The following is a 20,748-nucleotide window of genomic DNA, read 5'->3' on the forward strand; positions in this document are numbered from 1 at the left end:
TTTCATGATCTCTCACTAAACTTCGTCGTAGATCACGCAACCTCAGGTCCAGCACACAGAGAAGAGGACATCTGATGCCCGCACGCCCGTCCGACCATGGGAGTCCCTCCTCGTGCCACAGCAAGACACCACCCACCTCACTCCAACCCACCTCGCGAAGCGCTGGTCCGTAACCGCAGGGCACCTCGCGAACCAGCGCAGCGCGGGCATCGGCCCGGCTTACCTCAAGTTGGGCGGGCGCGTCCTGTATCGGCTCGTCGACATCGAGACCTACGAGGAACGATCTCTCGTGCCGGCGGTCAGCGCGTGACCGATCCGTACCGTCAAATCACCTTCGCGGGCAACGGCCCTTGGGCCGCCTTCTCGCAGAACGAGCTGTACAGGATGGCTGGCGAAGCAAACAGCGGACCACTTCACATCCGTGTCCTGTTCGCCGCCATGGGCAGGATGAACGCTTTCGGTCACGCCGAACTCAGGGTTGGCGAGTTGGCGCGGATTCTAGGCACGACCAACACCAGCACCGGTGAAGTCACGCCCTGCCGACGTGACAGCGTCTCCGCGGCCATCAAGGAGACCAAGAGGCGTGGCCTCATCGCGCCGGAGTCGAAGTCCCGCTGCCTCGTCCTTCGTCATCATGTATTCCAGAAGTCGACGAAGGACAGGTGGCGGTGCTCCGTACATGACCTCGATTGATCCGAGCCCCCAACTTTCCGGGCAAACGTCGACATGTCCGGCCAACCCAATTGGCCTCCCGCATCAACTCAAAACGCCGTGAGCTGGGAAAACGTCGCCGCCTTCTCTACTCTCTCTCAATGGCGGAAGCAGTCGAGCGGGAAGAGTCTCGGGATGCCAGTCATCCCGGGGCTCCGCCCCGGCTTGGCATACCCCGTTCGCTGTTGACCATCCTCTCGGATACCGGTCAGCTGCGTACACCTGGCGGCAGGATCAGACGGTCCAGGACTCCGTGCGTTCCCATGCACACCGCGCACAACGGCATGGTCGCGTCGTCGTACACCACCGTCGATTCTTCGTACGGATGCGGCGGGTACTGGACCGTCTCCACCACGCCGCGATTCTGCAACGTGAAGTGGAAGCAGTTGTGCATCCGGCCGTTCGGGTAGGTCCGGGCTATGGCAGGCGTGATCATCGGGATCAGGGTCACCCCGCGTCGCCGCAGAGTCGCCACGTCAGGACACGATTCGGCATGCACGAGAACGGCAGGCGGGTACTGATGCTTCTCCGTCATGCCCTGCATCCGTTCGGGAGCGCAACGCCAGCGTCCCAGGCGGTCACGATGGCCTTCACCGCGTCGTCTTGGGCGTACCGGCCGAGGAGATCGCCGCTGGTACCGGGACGCCTCACATAGGCGTTCCACCGGTCGCCGACGCTGGCATGGATCCAACCGATGTAGTCGCCTTCTCGTTCGACCGAGTAGCCACCCATGACGCTTACCTTGAGGATCACGCCGGGCGTGACCTCACGCTTCGTGGACTGAACGCGGCGATCCACTGTTCACCTCCTCACAGGCGAGGCAGGCAAGGCTCGTCCCGCAAGCGGGACACCAACGGTTCTTCGCCTTCAAGCTGAGCACGCCGCCGACGAACCCGACGACCAGCGAGGCCACTGCGACTATCAGCACCATGGGCCACATCCCTCATTGGCAACGGGATAGACGCTAGGTAAGGGAGATCTTACCGGTCCACGATGTTGCGAATAGTTGCTTCAACTCAGCTCGCTGGCCACGCGGGTAATGAGGTCTCGCGCCGGCTTGCCGTAGAGGGCGACGCGGTGAAGGTTCTCGAACATCCGCCCGTACAGCTCGATCTCGCTTGGCTGGGTGACCTCGATGCTCGCGGTCGGGGTCTCCAGAGCCACGAGCTGGTTGTCGAACATCCAAAAGCCAGCCGACGGCACGGCCCCTCGCTCAACCATCAGCGGGATTACACCGAGCGCCACGGTCGGAAGCGACATCACAGTCAACAAGCGGTCAAGCTGATTGGCCTGGGTGTCGGCATCGCCGAACCAGGTTCTCAACGCCTGCTCCTCCAGGATCACAGCGAATCGCTTACCACGCTGGTAGAGAATCCGTTGGCGCTCCATCCTGACAGCGACCGCTTCGTCCAGGTCGTTGGGAGCATCGAGGAACCGGCTCCAGAACGACAGCATGGCGGCGCAGTAGTCGGGGGTCTGGAAGAGGCCGGGGATCACGTTGTGCTCGTAGATCCGGAACAGGCTCGTCTCCTCGTAGAGGGTGGGAGCGCGGATGCCCAGCACCCGCTTCATCCCAGCCCGCGCCTGCCGGCGGAACTCGACGTACGCCGACTCAACAGCCCGCAACGTAGCGAGAAGATCTGGAGCCTCGGCTTCAGCCCTACAGGCGCGACACCAGTCCCGGATGTCATCTGAGGTCGGCTGCTGAACGCCGTTCTCCAGCTTGCTCACCCTGGTGTAATGCTGGCCCGTCGCAGCAGCCAGCGCCCGCCCCGTGAGTCCAGCGTCCCTGCGGATCTCACGGAGTCGGGCGCCGAGCGCCTGTTGCGCCTGCTTGGCGGAGCTACTTGGGTTCGTAGTCACGATGCGGGATCGCGAGTTTCCACACCGCGTCGAAGGCGGATCGGCAGAGGTTGACGACTGCGGGATCGGTCGAGGTTTCCATGCCAGCGTTCAGCCCGTTCCCGGTGTAGAGCAGGAAGACCACAAGACGATCGTCGAACAGGTAGAAGTCGTTTCCCGGTAGAGCCAGCGCCGACACCAGCGAACGGGGAGTCCAGCGGATGTCTTCGCCAGCGTCGACCATCGGGCGGGCGATGCTGAAGCTCCACAGTTGGTAGTCGCTCAGCGGCTCAGAGATCACCCGCGCCCGACGAACGCTCTTGCCCGCGGCCACGTGGTTCCGCAGGGTGGAACACCAGTCATCCAGCCAGCTCAGGTCATCCGGTTCCTGAGCCGCCCACTTCGCCATGTACGGAATCTCGACCTCGGTTCCGTAGGCATCACGTGTCTCCAGGTGGTCTGACGACCTCTCGAAGGTGCGGAGCAAGCGATCGAACTCCGCCTCATCCAGCGACGCCACGGCCCTCCTCGGTGAAGAACTGGATCATCCTGTCAGGGATCTCGACCACAGACTCTCCCTCCGGAATGTCCATCTCCGCCAGCGCATCGGGATCGGTCACGACGAAGCCCTGAACCAGCCAGCTACCCCGGTCAGTCCGGTAAAGGGTCGGCGAGTTCGTCGGGTTGGAGTTCGGGTCCTTGGCTACGAAGGTTAGGCGCACGGCCAACTCCCTGTCTCGAAGGTTGCGAGGTGTTGCGCACCTCCATCGTGGTTGCGTCGTCACACACCGTCAAGTGCTCACGGCTTTCGATCTATCTGCCGGCGCGACGACTCCAGAACCGTGGCAGTTTTCGAGGTGCTATCACACGGCGGTGCTTATATCGAGTACCAAGGGGTCACACCCCCAGGGCGCTCGCAGCTAGATTCGTAGGAACCCACAGATTCAGATCAGCGCCAATTCCGGCGCCGCCAAATGGAATTCATCAAATACGAACCGGGCTCCCAAGACTATTTTGGTATCGCGTCCTTAAGCCCATCCAGATCACCATGAATCAGGAACGCATAGAGAGCCACAATAGCTCCGATTACAATCCCGATATTCTGTAATACTTTGACGGGCCGCTCTAGGTCACCACCGAGACTCGCCGACACCTTTCGGGTTAGCCGAGAAATTCTGCCAGGAACCGGCTCGATCAAGTCTTCAGCCGGCGTTCCATCTTCGGCGTAGGCCCCTACGCCATCGGCGAGTGCAACCATGTCCAGTTCAACGGATTCCGCCAAACACACTGCAAGCCCTCGCAAAGACTTCGTGGTGATATCAAGACCATTGACATGAAGAGAGTCTCGACTGCGCAGCACGGTCCGTATATTACGCGCAGCGGCGCGCATGATGAGTGCGGTCGGATTAACAGCCGACCTACGCGACAGCGGACGACTCATGGGCCGGGCTAGATAGTCGAGCCGATCGGCCAGTTTTGCCAAGCGGATTCGTCGCTTGTTATCAATTCCTGAAGAAGCACGCTGCTGTTGAGGCTCGACGCCATATTCATCGTAACGATCAAGATGGGTCAGGACTGCGCTTAGCGCCCTCATTCGCGCCGACCTTCTACGCCAACCAAACGATGCAACAATCACCGATGCCAGTATTACGACCAGAAACCAATCCTTCACAAAATTGACGACTGCCGGTGGGTTCGGCTGCGGCATCTGCCCTTCCGGCGTTGACGGCACCGTTTCCGCAACGAAGGCCAAGTAAGATAGTGGCACCCAGAAGGCAATCACCCAAGATAGGAAATGTAACCGATCGGACGCAAATTGAGCTGCCGCAGAGTACATGGATCTAGCGTCTAGACCCTGTCGCGCACGCCGAAGAGTTCGCAGCATGCCAGGTCGCGGATAGTCGAAGAAGTGTGTGATAACGCCAACGCACACCATTCCACCTGTAAATGCACCAATAAAAGCCGAAACCATAGCAGGCTCAGCGACCGGCAACTCGTTCAGTGGCACCACGATCTCTACAAGACCGCCATAGGCAAGAATCGGAGCCGACGCCGCAATGGCACCGTAAACGGCTGCCAACATCACGGGAAAAGCGATAATCACCAGATTCCTGAAAGCGATATAACTAGGCATGAAGTTGGCTTCGATGTCCGGCGGCGCGATTCGTCGCGCCATGGCCAACAGAAGCGCACGGCGGACGGTCGCCCGCTCGCCACACCGGGCAGAATAGCGGTCTAGCTTACTTTGCATCTTCATTCGAACAGCCCTCACGGGCGCCCTGAATGGGTTGGCCGCACCCATCCTTTTCCCCAACGCAGGCAGGCGCGGCGGGAAGTGCCCGATATGCCGATTTGAAAGCAAGCTAAATGCCAACGAGAATAGGCTGATCACGGTGGCGGGAACAAATGCGTAGAGCGCAAGTATAAGCGCCGCACCGCGTGTCAACGTAGCCATCCCCCATAATGAAGGAATATCGCCTTGAACATCAAGAACCTCCCGATTAGGCAACGCAAGGCGGCAATACTTCAACATCCCATATTGGCTTCAACCACTCGCAGCAATGTCAACAATGCGACAATCAGCCAGATCGAATTCCTACGCTCACATCCCCAGCCATTTCCAACCAGCCGACTTCACCAATCCAAATCACCCTAAAGGGCAAATCTTATACACGATTCACAACAAATCTACTCACACCGATGCCACGCACGGGCCTTGTAGGCTTGCTAGCGAGCAGAACACACGTCCATCAATAGGTTGATCGGCGGCATGTCATCGGTGCAGGACCAAGACAGGACCAACGACCGCATCAACGCGCTGTTCCGCAGGGTTCACGCCGACGAGACGGTCAAGCAATGGGCAAAGGCTCTTGACAAGAGGATCGCGGCGCTGCAAGAACGCGAGAAGAAACGTCGCGTGGCGAGCCCGAGCCGATCACTGTCGGCGCTGGATCAGCTCCGGCTTGACGAAGCGCTGACCCTGAAGGAGCTGGTCAGTCGCGGTCTGGATATCTCTTATCCCCGCAGGTTTCGAGGCCCGATAGCTCTGACGATCCGCTGCCCCAGGAAGGGACACGCGCTCGCCCACGTGTACCCCACCTTGCGTGAGCCGATCCTTGTCCCAACGATGGCCGTGATCATGCGGCCTCAGACGGAGGCACAGAAGGCGGAGCGCCGCAGGGCACTCAAGTGGGATCAGGAACATACCCCCTGGTTCTCGGAAGCGGTCCGTGACCCGTGGCTTCGGGCTTTCGAGGACTACGACGGTGAGATGGACTTCGAGATTGAAGGTCTCAGGATTCTCAAGGACTCGTACCGCCAAGACGAGTATGACCATGAGGTATACGGGCTGATGCGTCCGGCTTGCTTCCTTCAATGCAGGTGCGGCCAACAGCTTGTCGCCAGCGCCAACGTGATGCGCGCGCTCGACGCACGCAAGCAAAACTTGATCGCGGTGTGGGACGGTTGAACACTCCTGCTAGATTGTCCGGCACAGCTTTATACGTCGCCCGAGCCGTAGCGGCCGAAGAATCCTGCTAGCCGATTGGGCACGGTGCAGGCTCCTGAAGGGGTCTGTGTCTCCATGCTCGAAAACTGGCCGGCTGGCTTGACGTTTTCGGTGTCGGCGCTTCTCGTCCTAGCCTTGGTGCGCGTCATCGTGTTCGTCGTTGCACTCATTGCTCACGTTCGCTGGAAGGTACGTGCTGTGGACATCCAGCGAATCATCGACGCCTGCTTCTCCATCAGTGCCATGGGTGTGCTCCGGCGGTCAGGGCGCCGGGCGGATCCGGCAGCTCAGGAGGAACTGCCGCCGGGCGCGTAATCCTGGGCCTGCTAATGAGCGCAACCAGGCAGAGCGTTACCGATTTTGTTACCGGTCATCGAGGTTACAAGCGATCATCCTTCATGATCACCGCTGATCTTGAAAGCCAGATCAGAGGTATTTTGCCTGGTCAGAATGATGACTGATGAGGTCCGATGATCCAGAGCGCCCGGCAGGTCTCCTACTCCGATGGTCGCAGGTTCGAATCCTGCCGGGCGCGCCACCACCACGATCCACCAGGCGTTTCGCCGCCGCCCCACCACCCGTGCCCTTCTCGCCGTGGCGGCAGGCTGGATGACATGTCGCACTCGCTGGCAGCGCACCGGCGCCGACGAGGAAGCCCGGGCCGCTCTGCTGCTCGGCCAGATGGTTCACGATCGGCGCACTGAGCTCGGGCGGACCCAGCCCGAGCCGGCGGAGAGCACCGGGATGACCCAGCCGCGGCTGTCCCGGCTGGAGTCCGGTGGTGCCACTCCGGCCGTGCCCCTGCCTGCGCGTCTGGCCGCGGCGCTGGACGCCGGGCTCGGCATCGCGTTCCGCCGCACACCAGGGCCGCCGTCTGATCGGCCGGCGCCGGGTGGTCATTCCGGCGCCGGCGGTGGTCAGGCGGCGGCGAGGGCTTCGGTCGGGGCGAGCCGCGCCGCCCGGATGGCCGGGTAGAGTCCCGCGACCGCCCCGATCACCACGGTCGCGGCAAGCCCGCCGAGGATGACCCGGTTCGGTACGACCGTCGGCCAGTCCCGCGTGATCGCGTAGATCCCGGTGACCGCGAATCCGCCGAGTACCCCGCCGGCGCCGCCGAGTGCGGAGAGCAGCAGCGATTCGGAGACGAACTGGGTGCGGATGTTGCCGCGGGTGGCGCCGAGGGAACGGCGCAGCCCGATTTCGGCGCGGCGTTCCAGCACGGAGATGACCATGGTGTTGGCCACGCCGATGCCGCCGACCAGCAGCGCGACGGCGCCGAGGCCGAGGAGCAGCGCGTTGTACGTCGTGTTCGCCGCCCGTTTCGGCGCGAGCGCGTCGGAGGGCTTGGAGACGTTGACCTCGTCGGGGCTTTCCGGGTCGGCGGTGGCGGCGAGGACGGCCCGGACGTTCTCCACCTGGGATTCGACGCAGCGGGTGTAGATCGTGGTGGCGTGTCCGTCGAAGTCCAGGTACTGCTTGGCCGCGTCCCATCCGATCAGCACCGCGTTGTCGAGTTCGCGGGCGAGCGGCACGCTGTCGAGCACCCCGACGACGCGGTACCAGCGGCCGTCGATGTAGACCGTCGGCACGTCGCCGAGTCGCCGGGCGGCCGCCGATCCGAGGACGACGGCGGGGTATCGGGCGGTGGCCGCGTTGAGCCAGGTGCCGTGGTTGATCGTCGCCCGGACGGTGGCGAGGAGGTCGAGCTGGGCGGCTTGCAGGGACAGGCCGCCGGTTTCGCCGGCCGGGATCCGGTCGGAGCGGTAGACGGGGGTGTCGGTGACCGTGCCGACCGCGGTCGCGCTGGTGACCGGCCCGATCCGTTTGATCATGGCGAGGGCGTCGTCGGGCAGGGTCGCGGCCTCGCCGAACATGGTGTTGCCGGGGGCGACGGTCAGCATGTTGGTGCCGAGTTGGGCGAGGGTGCGGTCGAGGGCGGCCTGGCTGGAGGTGCCGATGCCGACGACGGAGACCATCGCGGCGATGCCGATGGCGATGCCGAGGGCGGAGAGCACGGCGCGCAGCGGCCGGGCCCGCAGGCCGGAGCCGCCGAGCTGGAGCAGGTCGGCCGAGCTGAGCCGGGCGGGTCGCAGGGTGCGGGGCGGGGGCATGTCAGATCACCTGCCCGTCCCGCATCGGCACCTGGCGTGGCAGGGATTCGGCGATCTCGTGGTCGTGGGTGATCACCAGCACGGTGGTCCCGGCGGCGTTGAGTTCGCGCAGCAGGGCGACGACTCCGGCGCCGGCGACCGAGTCGAGGTTGCCGGTGGGTTCGTCGGCGAGCAGCACCGCCGGGTCGCCGGCGACGGCCCGGGCGACCGCGACGCGTTGCCGTTCCCCGCCGGAGAGCTGGTGCGGGCGGTGGCCGAGGCGGTCGCCGAGCCCGACCCGGATCAGCGCTTCCCGGGCGAGCGTTTCACGATCTTTCCGGGGTACGCCGGTGTAGAGCAGCCCGTCGGCGACGTTCGCGACCGCCGAGCGGCCGGGGGCGAGGTGGAACTGCTGGAAGACGAATCCGATGGAGCGGGCCCGCAGTGCCGAGAGCTGCCGGTCGGTGAGGGCGGCCACGTCGTGCCCGTCGATGCGGATCGTCCCGGACGTCGGCCGGTCCAGCGTCCCGATCATGTGCAGCATGGTGGACTTGCCGGAGCCGGACGGCCCGACGATCGCGATCAGTTCGCCGGACTGCACGGTCAGGTCCACGTCGCGCAGTGCGGTGACCCCGCCGGGGTAGGTCTTGGTCACCTGGTTCAGTTCGATGACCGGGCCGGTGGCGGGCGCGGACGGCAGCGGCTCGCTCAGTTCGACGACCGGGCTCATGCCGGGACACCCACCTTCGTACCCTCGGAGATGTCTCCGCCGGTGACCTCGACGCGCCCGTCGGCGAACAGGCCGGTCCCGACCGCCACGATCCTGGTGGTGGTGCCGTCGACGACTTGCAGGCCGTAACCGCCTTCGCTGAGTGCGAGCAGCGCGTTGACCGGGACGGTCAGCACGTTCTCGCGCTGCGAGGCGACGAAGAGCACGGTGACGGCCGCCTCGTCGAGGCCGGCGGGCGCTCTGGTGAGTCGGATCGTGACGTCGATCTTCGTCTCGTCCTCGCCGTTCGGCTCGTCGGACTGTTCGACGGTGGTCTCGACGCCGGAGATCTTCGCCTGGACGGTCGAGCCGTCGGGGAGGGTGACGTCGACCTTCGTGCCTTTCTTGGCCAGGCGTTGGTCGGCGGCGTCGAGTTTGACGGTGGCGACCCGGCCGATGCCGCTGGTCTTCAGGATCTCGGTGCCGGGCTGGACGGTCGCGTCCGGCTCGACGGTGCGGGAGTCGACGCGGACCGCGCCGGTTTCGAAGACGACGCGGCCCAGGCCGACCGTGCCGGTCTCGTCGAGGCCCAGGTCTTCCTGCCATTCTTCGACGGCGTCGGCGGTGGCCGAGGTGAACGTGTCGTCGACCGTGAACCCCCGGTAGCCCAGCGCCCACAGGTTCTGCTCGAACTGCTTGACGTCGGTGCCCTTGGTTCCGGAGCTCAGCGCGCGGTAGGCGGGTGTCGTCCCGTACATCAGGAGGACGGGTTCGTTGTCCACCTTGTACAAGGGTTGTCCGCGTCTGATCGTGCTCTCGGTGGCCGGCATCCAGGTGACGGTTCCGCTGAGCCGGGTGGTGAGCGCGCCCGTGTCGCCGTAACCGAGTGTCCCGTCGTGGCTCTCCTTGTCGACCAGCGTCGTCCTCGTCACGCCGGCGGTGGCGGCCGGCAGGTTGCTCGCGCCGGCCTGTGCCGGCTCCTCGGCCTGCGGCAGACCCACGATCAGCACGTACGCGGTCACGCCGCCCGCCACCAGTGCCCCGGCCACCGCCGCGGTCGTCCACTTGCGGCTCATGCGCCCGCTCCCTCGGGCGAGCCGTCCCGGCCGACCTCCTTGGGACCGCCTTCGGGCCGGTACTGGTCGCATTTCTGTTCGGCCGCCTTGAACGTCGGCGACTCCGGGTCGATGCCCATCTTCGAGTCGATCGCGATCTGGCCTTTGGGGCCCGGGTCGGGGAAGCCGGGCACCCCGTTCTCCCGCATGCACTTGGCCATCTGCCGGGCCTTCTCGAGGTCCTCGGCGCTGGGTGCGGGGGCGTTCTCGCCGTCCGGTGCCCACTGCCGGCAGGCCTGCTGCGCCTTGTCGAAGTCTTCCTTCTTGACATTGTCGGGGATCCTGATCGACAGCTTTCCGCCGCTCGGGTCGGGGAACCACGTCATGCCCTGCTCCCGCATGCACTTGGAGAATTTCAGCGGGGCGTCCGGGTCCTCGGAAGTGCTCACGGACGCGGTCGGTTTCGCCGGCGCCGGCCCGCTCTGCGCGGTGGCCACCAGCGAGTCGTTCTGGGCGGTGCGGCCACAGCCCGCCACGGTCGCGGCGAGCATCAGGCCCGCGGCGAGGATCGCTCTGGTCCTCATCGTCGTCTCCTTCGCCGGCAGCCGTGCGGCTGCCACGCACCGAAGTAGAGCGAGGAGCGGGTTTCCCGGGCGTCACGAAAAACGGTGACACCGAGGTGACACCGGATCTTGCGATTATGAGAGCCATGCGGATCCTGGTGGTCGAGGACGAACCGTTGCTGGCCGACGCGGTGGCGCAGGGGCTGCGGCACGAGGCGCACGCGGTCGACGTCGTCTACGACGGCGGCTCGGCGCTGGAACGTATCGACGTGAACGACTATGACGTGGTGGTGCTGGACCGGGATGTGCCGGTCGTGCACGGCGACAAGGTGTGCCGGGTGCTCGTCGAGCGCAATGCCGACATCCGGGTGCTGATGCTGACCGCGGCGGCCGGCATCGACGACCGGGTCGCCGGGCTCGCCCTCGGCGCCGACGACTACCTGCCGAAACCGTTCGCGTTCCGGGAGTTGTCGGCCCGGGTCGCGGCGCTCGGGCGGCGGGCCCGGCCGGCTGCGCCGCCGGTGCTGCGCCGGGCCGGGATCAGCCTCGATCCGTACCGTCGGGAGGTGCACCGCGACGGGCGGTACGTGCCGCTGTCCCGCAAGGAGTTCGCCGTGCTGGCCGAGTTGCTGCGGGCCGACGGCACCCCCGTCTCGGCGGAGACGCTGCTGGAGAAGGCGTGGGACGAGAACGCCGACCCGTTCACCCACGCGGTCCGGATGACGATCCTGAAACTGCGCCGCAAGCTGGGCGACCCGCCGGTGGTGCTGACCGAGCCGGGAGTGGGGTACCGGATCCGATGAACCTCAACCTCACCGTGCGGGCCCGCCTGACCCTGGTCTACGGCGGCGTGTTCGTGCTGGCCGGGCTGGTCCTGCTCGGTGCCATCTACGTGCTGGTCGGCCGGGACACCGTGACCGCGGGCAGCATGCAGCGCGCCACCGAGGCGGTCATCGGGCCGGACGGGCAGCCCGCCATCAACACCATCATCAAGGACACCCGGGCCGACACCATGCACGCCCTGCTCAGGCAGGGCACGATCGCCCTGCTCGTGGTCAGCGTGGCGACGATCGCGCTGGGCTGGCTGGTCGCCGGGCGGATGCTGCAGCCGCTGCACGAGATCACGGCGACCGCCCGGCGGATCGCCGAGTCCCCGGCCGACCGGGGCCTGCACGAGCGGATCAGCATGACCGGGCCGGACGACGAGGTGAAACAGCTCGCCGACACGTTCGACGTGATGCTGGCCCGGCTCGACAAGTCGTTCGACGGGCAGCGCCGGTTCATCGCCAACGCCTCGCACGAGTTGCGCACGCCGCTGACCCTGAACCGCACGTTGCTGGAGGTCGCGCTGACCCCGGAGACGGCTTCCCCGGAGGTACGGCAGCTGGGCAGCACCCTGCTGGCGATCAACGACCGGCACAGCCGGCTCATCGACGGGCTGCTCCTGCTGGCGCGGTCGGATCGGGAGGTGACCGGGAGGTCGTACGTCGATCTGGCCGACATCGTCGATCACGTGGCCGTGTCGGACACCGTCAAGGTCGTGGCCGAGCCGTTCGAGGCGGCTGTCCTCGGTGACCCGGTCCTGCTGGAACGCCTGGTGCAGAACCTGGTGGAGAACGGGGTGCGGCACAACGTGGCCGTGAACGGCTGGGTCAGGGTGACGACGCTGACCAGGCCGGACGGCTGGGTCGAGCTGCGCGTCTCGAATTCCGGCCCGGTGATTCCGCGCTACGACGTTCCCGGCCTGTTCGAGCCGTTCCACCGGTATCGCAGCGAGCGGCTGGTCTCCCCCGGCGCCGGCCTGGGCCTGTCCATCGTCCGCGCGGTGGCCCGCGCGCACGGCGGCGAGGTCCGCGCCGACGCCCGCGACGAGGGCGGCCTCGACGTCACCGTGCTGCTCCCCCGCGCCCGCTGAGACGTGGCCGCGCTGCTCCCCCCACGCTCTCCCCCGGCGCGACCACCCCGGCAAGGGCGGCCACCAGCGGATTCACGACGCTGAGCGTGGTTAGCGGCGCCGCCAGGCCGGCCCCGCGACAGGAGAGCTGGCCCAGCAGGTAGCCGCCGGCCGCGAACGCCACCACCATCGCACCGGCCGTCGTGGACACCCGCGGCGGGCCGCCGCCGGTCAGGGCGGCCAGCACCGCCTTGGACAGCACCGAGGCGATCCCGAACGCCACTCCGGACGCCCCGGCCGGCAGCACCGCCCGCATCCGCGGCCCGGCCCGCCACGCGCCGGCACGCGCGAGCGCCCACCCCGCACATACCGAGCGAACGGCGCGGGATCACCCGAAAGTGGCACGAACTAAGCCGGCGGGCGCGCCCGGGCCCGCATCAGCCGGGCCGCCTGCCGCTCGACCAGGCCGTGGGCCCGGCGCTGCCGCGTCGCCTGCCGCTCGGCCGCCACCGCGGCCCGTCGCCGGCGGGTGAGCGCGGCTCGCTCGCGCAACTGCTCCATCCAGGCCTCGCGCTCGGCGACAACCGTCTCGGCAACGGTAGAAGTGCTGGTCGGATCAATGATTTCCATGCGTGCTGCAGTCATGCCGAGATCCTCCCGCCGGGGTACGACACTTTCCCGCCCCACCGGATCCGGCCCGCGATCGTGGCACACAAACCGACAAATGCCCGTCCAACCGGCGAGAAATTCCGTTTCCCTCCACGGCCCGCGCTGCCACGATCCCGGATCAGGCGTTGCACAGGAGCAAGGCTGCAGCATGAACCGCCCCGTCCCGGTCCCGCGTAATCCACCGCAAGGCAGAGCAACACCACCCCCGAGGCCCCGGCATCCCGACCGGCTGGTGGGACCTCACCCACACCGCACCGGCCCGCACCGCCGAGGGGACTACCCTTGACGCCCTGTGAACTGGGCTTCGGCGTAGCGGCCCGGGCGGCCCGATCTAGGCCCCGGCGGCCTACGGAACATGGAACGGAAGATGATGATCGATCAGGCCAAGGTGCGAGTCCTGCTGTTGGAGAGCATCCACCCGGATGCGGTGTCCCGCCTCGAGGAGGACGGCTTCGCGGTCGAGTCCGTCGCCAGCGCGCTGGACGAGGCCGAGCTGATCGAGCGCATCTCCGGGGTCCATCTGCTGGGCATCCGCTCGAAGACGAAGGTCACCGCGAAGGTGCTGGAGGCGGCCGACAGCCTGGTGGCGATCGGCGCGTTCTGCATCGGCACCGACCAGATCGACCTGACCACCGCCTCGTCGGCGGGTGTCGCGGTCTTCAACGCCCCGTTCTCGAACACCCGCTCGGTGGTGGAGCTGGCGATCGCCGAGATCATCGCGATGACCCGCCGTCTCACCGAGAAGAACGCGTTGATGCACGCCGGCGTCTGGGACAAGTCGGCCGACGGCGCACACGAGATCCGCGGTCGCCGCCTCGGCATCGTGGGTTACGGCAACATCGGCACCCAGCTGTCCGTCCTGGCGGAGAACCTGGGCATGTCGGTCTCGTTCTTCGACACCGCCGACAAGCTGGCGCTGAGCAACGCGCACCGTTGCGCCAGCCTGGACGAGCTGCTGGAGACCAGCGACATCGTCACCCTGCACGTCGACGGCCGCCCGGGCAACGCCGGTTTCTTCGGCGCCGAGCAGTTCGGGAGGATGCGCCCCGGCAGCCTGTTCCTGAACCTGTCGCGCGGCATCGTGGTCGACCATCTGGCTCTGCGGGACGCGTTGCGGAGCGGTCACCTGGCCGGCGCCGCCGTCGACGTCTTCCCGACCGAGCCGAAGGGCCGGGGCGACGAGTTCCTCTCCGAGCTGCGCGGCCTGCCGAACGTGATCCTCACCCCGCACATCGGCGGCTCGACCGAGGAGGCGCAGTCCGACATCGGCGGCTTCGTCGCCAACAAGCTGGCGAAGTTCCTGGTCGACGGCAACACGACGCTGAGCGTGAACCTGCCCGGCGTGGTCCTGCCCGAGCAGCCCGGCCTGCACCGGATCGTGCACGTGCACATCAACACCCCGGGCGTGCTGGCCCAGGTCAACCGCATCCTCGCCGAGCACAACGTGAACGTCGAGGGGCAGCTCCTCAGCACCCGTGGGGAGTACGGGTACCTGATCACCGACATCGGCAAGGGCTACAGCGACGAGGTCCTGGACCAGCTGCGCGCCATGGAGCAGACGGTCCGCCTGCGCGTCCTGTCCTGATCGTGCCGTGACGGGCCTTCCCCGCGGGGAGGGCCCGTTCACGATCAAGAGCCAGGATCAAACGATCTGCGCGTACGCCGTCGAGCGCGCGTCCCTACCCCGCCTCCACGCTCAGCAGCGAGATCTTCGAGGCGGTCTCCACGTCGTAGCGTCCGGAGGTGTTCCAGTTCTTCGGGGTCAGCGTCGATCCGGGCGCCACGTCGCGCAGAGTCCGCGCCCCGGCGGTCACCGTGGTCGCCCCGCCTCCGACCTTGACCCGGATCGGGTTCCCGGCCGGCGCGCGCAGGGTCAGGTCGTCCACCCCGCCGAGGATCTTCACGGGCACGGTCCGGGACGCCTTGGAGAGCGCCATCACGGCCCGCCGCGTGCCGCCGACCAGTTCGATCCCGTCCACCTGACCTTCGCCGAGGTCCACGTCGCATTCCGCGGCGTAACCGGAGAAGCGCAGCGTCCACCGCACCCGTGCGGCGAGCACCACTTCGACCTCGCCGTCGGCGCCCGCGCCGTCCCGGTTCACCTGCAGGCGTACCGCGTCGTCGGTGAGCTGCGGGCTGGGCCGCAGCGGTGAGCCGTCGGGCGTGCTGATCCGGAACAGGTCGTCGCCGATGTCGGCGATCGAGACCCGGATCCGGTCGCTGGCCGCGAGCATCTCGAACGCCGCCTTGGTCCGGCCGTTGATCGGCGCGGTGACCAGCCGGGAGCCGGCCGCGGCGGGGGCGTTGCCACCGAGGTTCAGCATGTCGTTGATCTTCGAGTCGGGCCCGGAGTAGTAGACGACCCCGGTCACCGCGATCACCAGCACGGCGATCGTGCCGAGCAGCGTCATCCCGGCGGTGACCAGCCGCGACCGCCGGGGCCGCAGGAGGCGCACCGGCCGCGCCGCGGGAGCCTGCGCGGAAGCAGAAGTGGAAGCGGGCGTCTGACCGGGCATCGTGCGCGGCACGTCGAGCGTGTCCGCCCAGGTCGTGCCCTCCCACGAGGGGAACGCGTCGGTGCCGGACGCCGGCCGGGCGGGCGCCTCCGGTGCGCCCCGGTCCCCAGCCGCCGCCGCCGGCGAGGCCGGCACGGCGTCACCAGGATTTCTCCGTACGATCGGGAGCCCGCCCGCCTCCTCCTCGGCCACCGGGAACGCCCCGTCCTCGTCCCGCCCGCCCAGCGGCCGGTTCCCGCTGATCGGCCCGGCACTGAACCCGAACGACGCCCGTCCGGGCCCGCTGGGCGACGCCGGTCCGTACTCGGGTGGCGAGACCGGCGCGGCGGCCGGCGGCTCGTAGGAATGCGCCCCGCTCGACGGTTCGTAGTTGGAGGCGGGACGGAACGGTTTCGGGTCGACCGGTGCCGGCGACACGGGCTCGGCCCCGTCCGGCTCGTCGGCGTCACCGAACCAGCCACCGGCGGGCGGCTCGACCGGGCCGATCGCGGAGCTGCCGCCCGGCTGCCCGGCGGGTTGCCGGTAGATCCGGTCCCGCCCGCCCTTGCGACGTTGCGGCAGTTCAGAAGAGGTGGACGACAGGGATGACGAAGGTGACGACGACGAAGCCGGATCTCCCGACTCCGGCGTCACGCCGTCCATGACGATGCGGTCCACGGCCGATGTCCTCTCCCCTGCAGCGCCGTCACGTGGCGCCCGCAAGAGAACACGGATAGCAGCGCTCCGCGGATCAGCTGATCCTCCAACGAAACCTGGAATTCACCGGAGCTCGGGCCGGACCAGCCCACGCCGGGTGGCGATGGCCACCGCCTCGAGCTGGCTGTGCGCCCCCAGCTTGGCCAGGACCGCCTTCTGGTAACCCCGGCAGGTGTGCACGCTGATGCCCAGCCGGCGCGCCACCGCCCGTGCGTCCAGACCGGCCGCCATCAGCTGCAACACCTCGTCCTCGCGGGCCGTCAGCCCGCTCGGTGCCTTGGTCACGGTGGCCGGGCTGGTGCTGCGCAGCAGGCGGGCCATGATGTCGGTGGAGACCGTCATGCCGCCGCCGTGCGCGGTGCGCAGCGCGTTCAGCACGTCGGCGAGCGCGCCGTTCTTGGAGATGAACCCGGCGGCGCCGATCGCGGTGGCGCGGCCGATCTGCGTCGGGTCCTCGCGGGCGGTGAGGATCACCACACGGGTGTCCGGCTGGCGCACCAGGATCAGCTGGGCGATCGCGATGCCGTCCGCATCGGACAGATCGGGATCGAGCAGGATCACGTTCGGCGACAGCTCGGTGGAGAGGTGCAGCGCCTCCTGACCGGTCCGCGCGTGGCCCACCCAGAGCAGGTCCGGCTGCCCGGCCAGAGCGTGCCCGAGCAGCTCGGCAAAGGTTTGGTGACCGTCGACGACGAGCACCCGGATCGCCCCGTCGTTCCCCATGCGCACACCATCCTCTGTCCAACGGCCGGCCCGCTCGGGCCCCGCGCAGTCTAAGGACTACCCACCACCGTGCCGCCCTACCAACAGGCGAGCGTTGTGCCACGGCGACGTCAGGTTGCCACCCGAGCGGTCGTTTCGACCAGTCTTTCGGCCGAGGGCACCCCCCGCATTGGGGCTTGCCGGTCTCCGGCGACGACGGACACGATGCTGAATCATGTACGACATCCAGCTCTTCGGCCGCATCGAGGTCCGCACCCGCGGCGTCCGGCTCGCCGGCGACGACCTCGGCGGGGATCGCCCGCGTCAGCTGCTCGCCCTCCTGGCGCTGCACGGCGAGCAGTCCCTTGTGGAGCTGTCCGACCTGATCGGCGCCCCACCGGCCACGGTCAGGGCCGACCTGAAGGTGCTGCGGGACCGGCTGGAGCCGGGGGTGTGCGGCCGTGACTCCGTGGTGGTCGGCAACAGCGGGAGCTACCGGCTGGACACCGAGCGGGTCCGGGTCGACGTGGCCACGTTCGACCAGCTGATCGCCGCCGCCGAGGGCCGTTCGCCGGAACGCGCGGCCCGCCCGCTGACCGCCGCCGCATTCCTGGCCAACCGTCCGCTGCTGGAGGACGAGGACACCCCGTGGGCCGCCGAGCTGCGCGCCAAGTACCGGGCGAAGCTGCCGGTGGCGCACGCCGCCATCTGAAGAAGCGGCAAAACGCCGTACGCGCCGATCTGCAGTAAACCGCGAGCGCGAAGCGGAGCTCGGGCGGAGAATCGCCGCGTGCTCGACGTCCCCATCGCCCTGTTGCCCGTGCCGCTGGCCCCGGAGATCTCACTCCACCTCGTCGACGCGCCGCTCGGGCTCTTCGACCTGACCGGCGGCGAGTTCCACAGCGACTCGCCACCGCCGTTCTGGGCGTTCGTCTGGGCCGGCGGTCAGGCCCTCGCCCGTTACCTGCTGGATCACCCGGACGAGGTGGCCGGCCGCCGCGTGCTGGATCTGGCCACCGGCTCCGGGGTCGCCGCGATCGCCGCCGCCCGCGCCGGTGCCGCCGAGGTCGCCGCGACCGACATCGACCCGGCCGCGGTCGCCGCCGCGCACCGCAACGCCGCGGCCAACGACCTCACCCTGGCCGAGCCGGTCGAGCAGCCGGATCTCGTGCTCGCCGGTGACGTCTACTACAGCCCCTCGGTCGCCCCGGCGATCACCGCGCAGCTGCGCACGTTCCGCCGGAACGGGGCATCAGTGCTGGTTGGCGACCCCGGCCGGGGGTACTTCCCGGAGCGGCTCTTCGCACGGGTCACCGAATATGTCGTACCCGTGCCGGAGAGTCTCGAGGAGACCGGCGAACTGCGGACCGGGGTGTGGCGCATGCGCTGACCGCCGAGATGCGTTCACCACGCAACAACTTGTACGCTACACGCATTGTCCGCGGCGCCCATGAGGACGGCCACCACGTGCACGACCAGCAGAAAACCACGCCCGGAGTCGCGCGGCTCTCGGACGAGATCATCCGGCTGATCCGGATGGGCCCCCGGTTCCGGGGCATGCTCCGGACCGGGGATCTCGGCGCCGAGTTCTCCGCGCTGATGTTGCTGCTGCCGTTGCGTGCGAGCGGGCCGATGCGGGTCACCGACCTGGCCGATCTGAAACAGGCCGACCCCTCGACGATCAGCCGGCAGGTCGCCCAGCTGGTCAAGGCCGGCCTGGCTCGCCGCGAGGCCGACCCGGCGGACGGCCGGGCCTCCCGGCTGGCGGTCACCGAGACGGGGCGGCAGGCGTGCGAGCGCCTCGACGCGGCCCGCATCGCCCTGCTGGAGCGGGCGCTGAGCGACTGGCCGGCCGACCGGGTCGACGCTTTCGCCCGGCTTTTCGAAGAGTTCAACACCTCCGTCGAGGCGCTGCTGCGCACCGACCTCGGCGCACCACCACGGGAGAACCTGTGAGCCACCCCACGGCGGTCGGAAAACCGGCCGCGGAATTCACCCACCGCCAGATCCTCACGATCCTCGGCGGCCTGATGATGGGCATGTTCCTGGCCGCCCTCGATCAGACGATCATGGCCACCGCGACCCGGACGATCGCCGACGACCTCCACGGCTTCGACCTGCAGGCCTGGGCCACCACCGCGTTCCTCATCACGTCGACCATCTCGACCCCGCTGTACGGCAAGCTGTCCGACATCTACGGCCGGCGCCCCTTCTTCCTGTTCGCCATCGGCATCTTCATCGTCGGCTCGATGCTCTGCGGCCTCTCGCAGAACATGTACGAGCTGGCCGCCTTCCGCGCGATCCAGGGCATCGGCGCCGGTGGCCTGATGTCCCTGGCGCTGGCGATCATCGGTGACATCGTGCCGCCCCGCGAGCGCGCGAAGTACCAGGGCCTCTTCCTGGCCGTCTTCGGCACCGCGAGCGTGCTCGGCCCGATCCTGGGCGGCTTCTTCGCCGGGGCCGACGAGCTGCTCTGGGTCGACGGCTGGCGCTGGGTCTTCTACCTGAACGTGCCGATCGGCGTCGCCGCGATGGCGGTCGTGGCGAAGGTGCTGCACCTGCCGCACACCCGGGTCAACCACCGCATCGACTGGCCCGGCGCGGTCGCCCTGATCGTCGGCCTGGTGCCGCTGCTGACCGTCGCCGAGCAGGGCCGCGACTGGGGCTGGGGCTCCGGCCGCTCGATCGCCTGCTACGCGATCGGCGTGATCGGCCTGGTCGCGTTCGTCTTCGCCGAGCGCGCCTACAAGGAGGAGGCGCTGCTCCCGCTGCGCCTGTTCGGCAACCGCACGATCGCGGTCGGCACCGGCGCCAGCACGATCCTCGGCATCGCGATGTTCGGCGGCCTGATGACCGTGCCGCTCTACCTGCAGATCGTCAAGGGTTCCTCGGCCACCATGGCCGGCCTGCAGATGATCCCGTTCGTGGTCGGCATCATGACCGGCTCGATCATCTCCGGCCAGCTGATCTCCCGCACCGGTCGCTACCGGATCTTCCCGATCATCGGCAGCACGCTGATGGTGATCGCACTGTTCCTGTTCTCGCTGATCGGCGCGGACACCCCGCTGTGGCGGACCATGCTGGTCATGGTCCTGATGGGCCTCGGCCTGGGCGGCAACATGCAGCCGATGATCACCGCGGTGCAGAACGCGGTGTCTCCGCGCGAGATCGGCGTCGCCACCGGCGCGGTCACGTTCTTCCGCTCGATGGGTGGCACGCTCGGCACCGCGGTCTTCCTGTCGGTGCTCTTCAACGTGCTGCCCGGCAACATCAAGGACGCGTACGCGGACGCCGCGAAGGACCCGGCGTTCGTCAAGGCCGCCTCCGACCCGGCTCAGCAGCAACTGCTGGCCCAGGCTCAGGGCGGCGGCGGGCTCAGCGACACGTCGTTCATCAACAAGCTCACCGACGTCGTCGCCCACCCGTTCAAGGTCGGCTTCTCCGACAGCGTCCACGTCGTCTACCTGATGGCGTTCTTCATCATGCTGGTCGGCCTGGTCGCGGTCTTCTTCCTCCCGGAGATCCCGCTCGCCACGCGCTCCGCCCAGCAGCAGCGCGCCGACGACGCGGCCAAGGCGGAGGTCGAGGCCGACACCGCGACTCACGCTCACTGACCAGAAGACAATTGCGCGGCGGTACGCCCGGCCGGGCGTACCCCCGCTCGCATTCCGCCGTCGATGACGAGAGCCCCGGAAACGACCCCCCGGGGGGGGGGGGGTGGGCGGGGGGGGCGGCGGCCCGCCCCGGGGGGGGGCCGGCGGGGGGGGGGGGGGGGCGCAGGCCCCCCCCGGTG

At 67.9% G+C, this 20,748-nt stretch carries 26 protein-coding genes; 12 read left to right on the forward strand and 14 right to left on the reverse strand.

Annotation, left to right across the window (positions count from 1 at the left end):
- Nucleotides 1–112: 112 nt before the first annotated feature.
- Both ACH442_RS10755 and ACH442_RS10760 read left to right on the forward strand, forming a co-directional pair.
- Nucleotides 113–310 (forward strand): DNA-binding protein, encoded by a 198-nt coding sequence (locus ACH442_RS10755; RefSeq protein ID WP_396337733.1) that lies wholly within the window; start codon nt 113–115, stop codon nt 308–310.
- On the forward strand, nt 307–693 hold the full coding sequence (locus ACH442_RS10760) for a hypothetical protein (RefSeq protein WP_396337734.1): 387 nt from the start codon (nt 307–309) through the stop codon (nt 691–693). The genes ACH442_RS10755 and ACH442_RS10760 overlap by 4 nt, the downstream gene beginning before the upstream one ends.
- A gap of 226 nt (nt 694–919) precedes the next feature.
- Here the strand turns inward: ACH442_RS10760 and ACH442_RS10765 are convergent, their stop codons facing one another.
- From ACH442_RS10765 to ACH442_RS10790, 6 genes are all read right to left on the reverse strand, one after another.
- Nucleotides 920–1,246: a hypothetical protein gene (locus ACH442_RS10765; protein ID WP_396337735.1), complete on the reverse strand. Its 327-nt coding sequence runs from the start codon at nt 1,244–1,246 to the stop codon at nt 920–922.
- On the reverse strand, nt 1,243–1,509 hold the full coding sequence (locus tag ACH442_RS10770) for a hypothetical protein (RefSeq protein WP_396337736.1): 267 nt from the start codon (nt 1,507–1,509) through the stop codon (nt 1,243–1,245). The genes ACH442_RS10765 and ACH442_RS10770 overlap by 4 nt, the downstream gene beginning before the upstream one ends.
- 213 nt (nt 1,510–1,722) lie before the next feature.
- Nucleotides 1,723–2,574 (reverse strand): helix-turn-helix domain-containing protein, encoded by an 852-nt coding sequence (locus ACH442_RS10775; protein WP_396337737.1) that lies wholly within the window; start codon nt 2,572–2,574, stop codon nt 1,723–1,725.
- A complete protein-coding gene (locus ACH442_RS10780) occupies nt 2,555–3,073 on the reverse strand; it encodes a DUF6879 family protein (protein WP_396337738.1) in 519 nt (172 codons plus the stop codon). Before ACH442_RS10780 ends, ACH442_RS10775 begins: the two co-directional genes overlap by 20 nt.
- Nucleotides 3,057–3,275, reverse strand: a complete 219-nt coding sequence (locus ACH442_RS10785) for a hypothetical protein (protein ID WP_052164059.1) — start codon at nt 3,273–3,275, stop codon at nt 3,057–3,059. The genes ACH442_RS10780 and ACH442_RS10785 overlap by 17 nt, the downstream gene beginning before the upstream one ends.
- 287 nt (nt 3,276–3,562) lie before the next feature.
- Complete coding sequence (locus tag ACH442_RS10790) at nt 3,563–5,086, reverse strand: hypothetical protein (RefSeq protein ID WP_396337739.1); 1,524 nt, start codon at nt 5,084–5,086, stop codon at nt 3,563–3,565.
- A 237-nt stretch (nt 5,087–5,323) separates the two neighbouring features.
- Between ACH442_RS10790 and ACH442_RS10795 the strand changes: the two genes are divergently transcribed.
- The 3 genes from ACH442_RS10795 (at nt 5,324) to ACH442_RS10805 (ending at nt 7,036) form a co-directional block, all read left to right on the forward strand.
- Nucleotides 5,324–6,022 (forward strand): hypothetical protein, encoded by a 699-nt coding sequence (locus tag ACH442_RS10795; RefSeq protein ID WP_396337740.1) that lies wholly within the window; start codon nt 5,324–5,326, stop codon nt 6,020–6,022.
- A 114-nt stretch (nt 6,023–6,136) separates the two neighbouring features.
- Nucleotides 6,137–6,376, forward strand: coding sequence for a hypothetical protein (locus ACH442_RS10800; protein WP_396337741.1), 240 nt, complete (start codon nt 6,137–6,139; stop codon nt 6,374–6,376).
- A 189-nt stretch (nt 6,377–6,565) separates the two neighbouring features.
- Nucleotides 6,566–7,036: a helix-turn-helix domain-containing protein gene (locus ACH442_RS10805; protein WP_396337742.1), complete on the forward strand. Its 471-nt coding sequence runs from the start codon at nt 6,566–6,568 to the stop codon at nt 7,034–7,036.
- Here ACH442_RS10805 and ACH442_RS10810 read toward each other — a convergent pair.
- Genes ACH442_RS10810 through ACH442_RS10825 form a run of 4 tightly spaced genes read right to left on the reverse strand, consistent with a single transcriptional unit; the run spans nt 6,979 to nt 10,499 of the window.
- Nucleotides 6,979–8,172, reverse strand: a complete 1,194-nt coding sequence (locus tag ACH442_RS10810; protein WP_396337743.1) for an ABC transporter permease — start codon at nt 8,170–8,172, stop codon at nt 6,979–6,981. The genes ACH442_RS10805 and ACH442_RS10810 overlap by 58 nt on opposite strands.
- A 1-nt stretch (nt 8,173) precedes the next feature.
- Nucleotides 8,174–8,881 (reverse strand): ABC transporter ATP-binding protein, encoded by a 708-nt coding sequence (locus ACH442_RS10815; protein WP_396337744.1) that lies wholly within the window; start codon nt 8,879–8,881, stop codon nt 8,174–8,176.
- A complete protein-coding gene (locus ACH442_RS10820) occupies nt 8,878–9,936 on the reverse strand; it encodes a peptidoglycan-binding protein (protein ID WP_396337745.1) in 1,059 nt (352 codons plus the stop codon). Before ACH442_RS10820 ends, ACH442_RS10815 begins: the two co-directional genes overlap by 4 nt.
- Nucleotides 9,933–10,499, reverse strand: coding sequence for a hypothetical protein (locus tag ACH442_RS10825; protein ID WP_396337746.1), 567 nt, complete (start codon nt 10,497–10,499; stop codon nt 9,933–9,935). The genes ACH442_RS10820 and ACH442_RS10825 overlap by 4 nt, the downstream gene beginning before the upstream one ends.
- A gap of 125 nt (nt 10,500–10,624) precedes the next feature.
- On the opposite strand from ACH442_RS10825, the gene ACH442_RS10830 reads away from it, so the two are divergent.
- The gene (locus tag ACH442_RS10830; RefSeq protein ID WP_396337747.1) at nt 10,625–11,281 is read left to right on the forward strand and encodes a response regulator transcription factor; all 657 of its coding nucleotides are present in this window, start codon (nt 10,625–10,627) and stop codon (nt 11,279–11,281) included.
- Entirely contained in the window at nt 11,278–12,393 is a 1,116-nt protein-coding gene (locus ACH442_RS10835; RefSeq protein WP_396337748.1) for a sensor histidine kinase, read from the forward strand. The genes ACH442_RS10830 and ACH442_RS10835 overlap by 4 nt, the downstream gene beginning before the upstream one ends.
- Here the strand turns inward: ACH442_RS10835 and ACH442_RS10840 are convergent.
- Both ACH442_RS10840 and ACH442_RS10845 read right to left on the reverse strand, forming a co-directional pair.
- Nucleotides 12,365–12,688, reverse strand: a complete 324-nt coding sequence (locus tag ACH442_RS10840; RefSeq protein ID WP_396337749.1) for a hypothetical protein — start codon at nt 12,686–12,688, stop codon at nt 12,365–12,367. The genes ACH442_RS10835 and ACH442_RS10840 overlap by 29 nt on opposite strands.
- Nucleotides 12,689–12,780: 92 nt before the next feature.
- Nucleotides 12,781–13,017, reverse strand: a complete 237-nt coding sequence (locus ACH442_RS10845; RefSeq protein WP_396337750.1) for a hypothetical protein — start codon at nt 13,015–13,017, stop codon at nt 12,781–12,783.
- Between the two features lie 379 nt (nt 13,018–13,396).
- On the opposite strand from ACH442_RS10845, the gene serA reads away from it, so the two are divergent.
- A complete protein-coding gene (gene serA / locus ACH442_RS10850; RefSeq protein ID WP_396337751.1) occupies nt 13,397–14,626 on the forward strand; it encodes a phosphoglycerate dehydrogenase in 1,230 nt (409 codons plus the stop codon).
- Between the two features lie 94 nt (nt 14,627–14,720).
- Here the strand turns inward: serA and ACH442_RS10855 are convergent, their stop codons facing one another.
- Complete coding sequence (locus tag ACH442_RS10855) at nt 14,721–16,214, reverse strand: hypothetical protein (RefSeq protein WP_396337752.1); 1,494 nt, start codon at nt 16,212–16,214, stop codon at nt 14,721–14,723.
- A gap of 102 nt (nt 16,215–16,316) precedes the next feature.
- Entirely contained in the window at nt 16,317–16,976 is a 660-nt protein-coding gene (locus ACH442_RS10860) for a response regulator (protein ID WP_396337753.1), read from the reverse strand.
- Between the two features lie 214 nt (nt 16,977–17,190).
- Here ACH442_RS10860 and ACH442_RS10865 point away from each other — a divergent pair, with 214 nt between their 5' ends.
- The 4 genes from ACH442_RS10865 to ACH442_RS10880 all read left to right on the forward strand — a co-directional run bounded on the left by ACH442_RS10865 (nt 17,191) and on the right by ACH442_RS10880 (nt 20,569).
- The gene (locus tag ACH442_RS10865) at nt 17,191–17,667 is read left to right on the forward strand and encodes a hypothetical protein (RefSeq protein ID WP_396337754.1); all 477 of its coding nucleotides are present in this window, start codon (nt 17,191–17,193) and stop codon (nt 17,665–17,667) included.
- 78 nt (nt 17,668–17,745) lie between these two features.
- Nucleotides 17,746–18,345: a class I SAM-dependent methyltransferase gene (locus tag ACH442_RS10870; RefSeq protein WP_396337755.1), complete on the forward strand. Its 600-nt coding sequence runs from the start codon at nt 17,746–17,748 to the stop codon at nt 18,343–18,345.
- Nucleotides 18,346–18,422: 77 nt separating this feature from the next.
- On the forward strand, nt 18,423–18,911 hold the full coding sequence (locus ACH442_RS10875; RefSeq protein WP_396337756.1) for a MarR family winged helix-turn-helix transcriptional regulator: 489 nt from the start codon (nt 18,423–18,425) through the stop codon (nt 18,909–18,911).
- On the forward strand, nt 18,908–20,569 hold the full coding sequence (locus ACH442_RS10880) for an MDR family MFS transporter (protein WP_396337757.1): 1,662 nt from the start codon (nt 18,908–18,910) through the stop codon (nt 20,567–20,569). The genes ACH442_RS10875 and ACH442_RS10880 overlap by 4 nt, the downstream gene beginning before the upstream one ends.
- The last annotated feature ends 179 nt before the right edge of the window (nt 20,570–20,748 follow it).

Origin of the sequence: Actinoplanes sp. NPDC020271 (genome assembly GCF_044388125.1) — a bacterium.
In the GTDB taxonomy this organism is placed as follows: Bacteria; Actinomycetota; Actinomycetes; order Mycobacteriales; family Micromonosporaceae; genus Actinoplanes.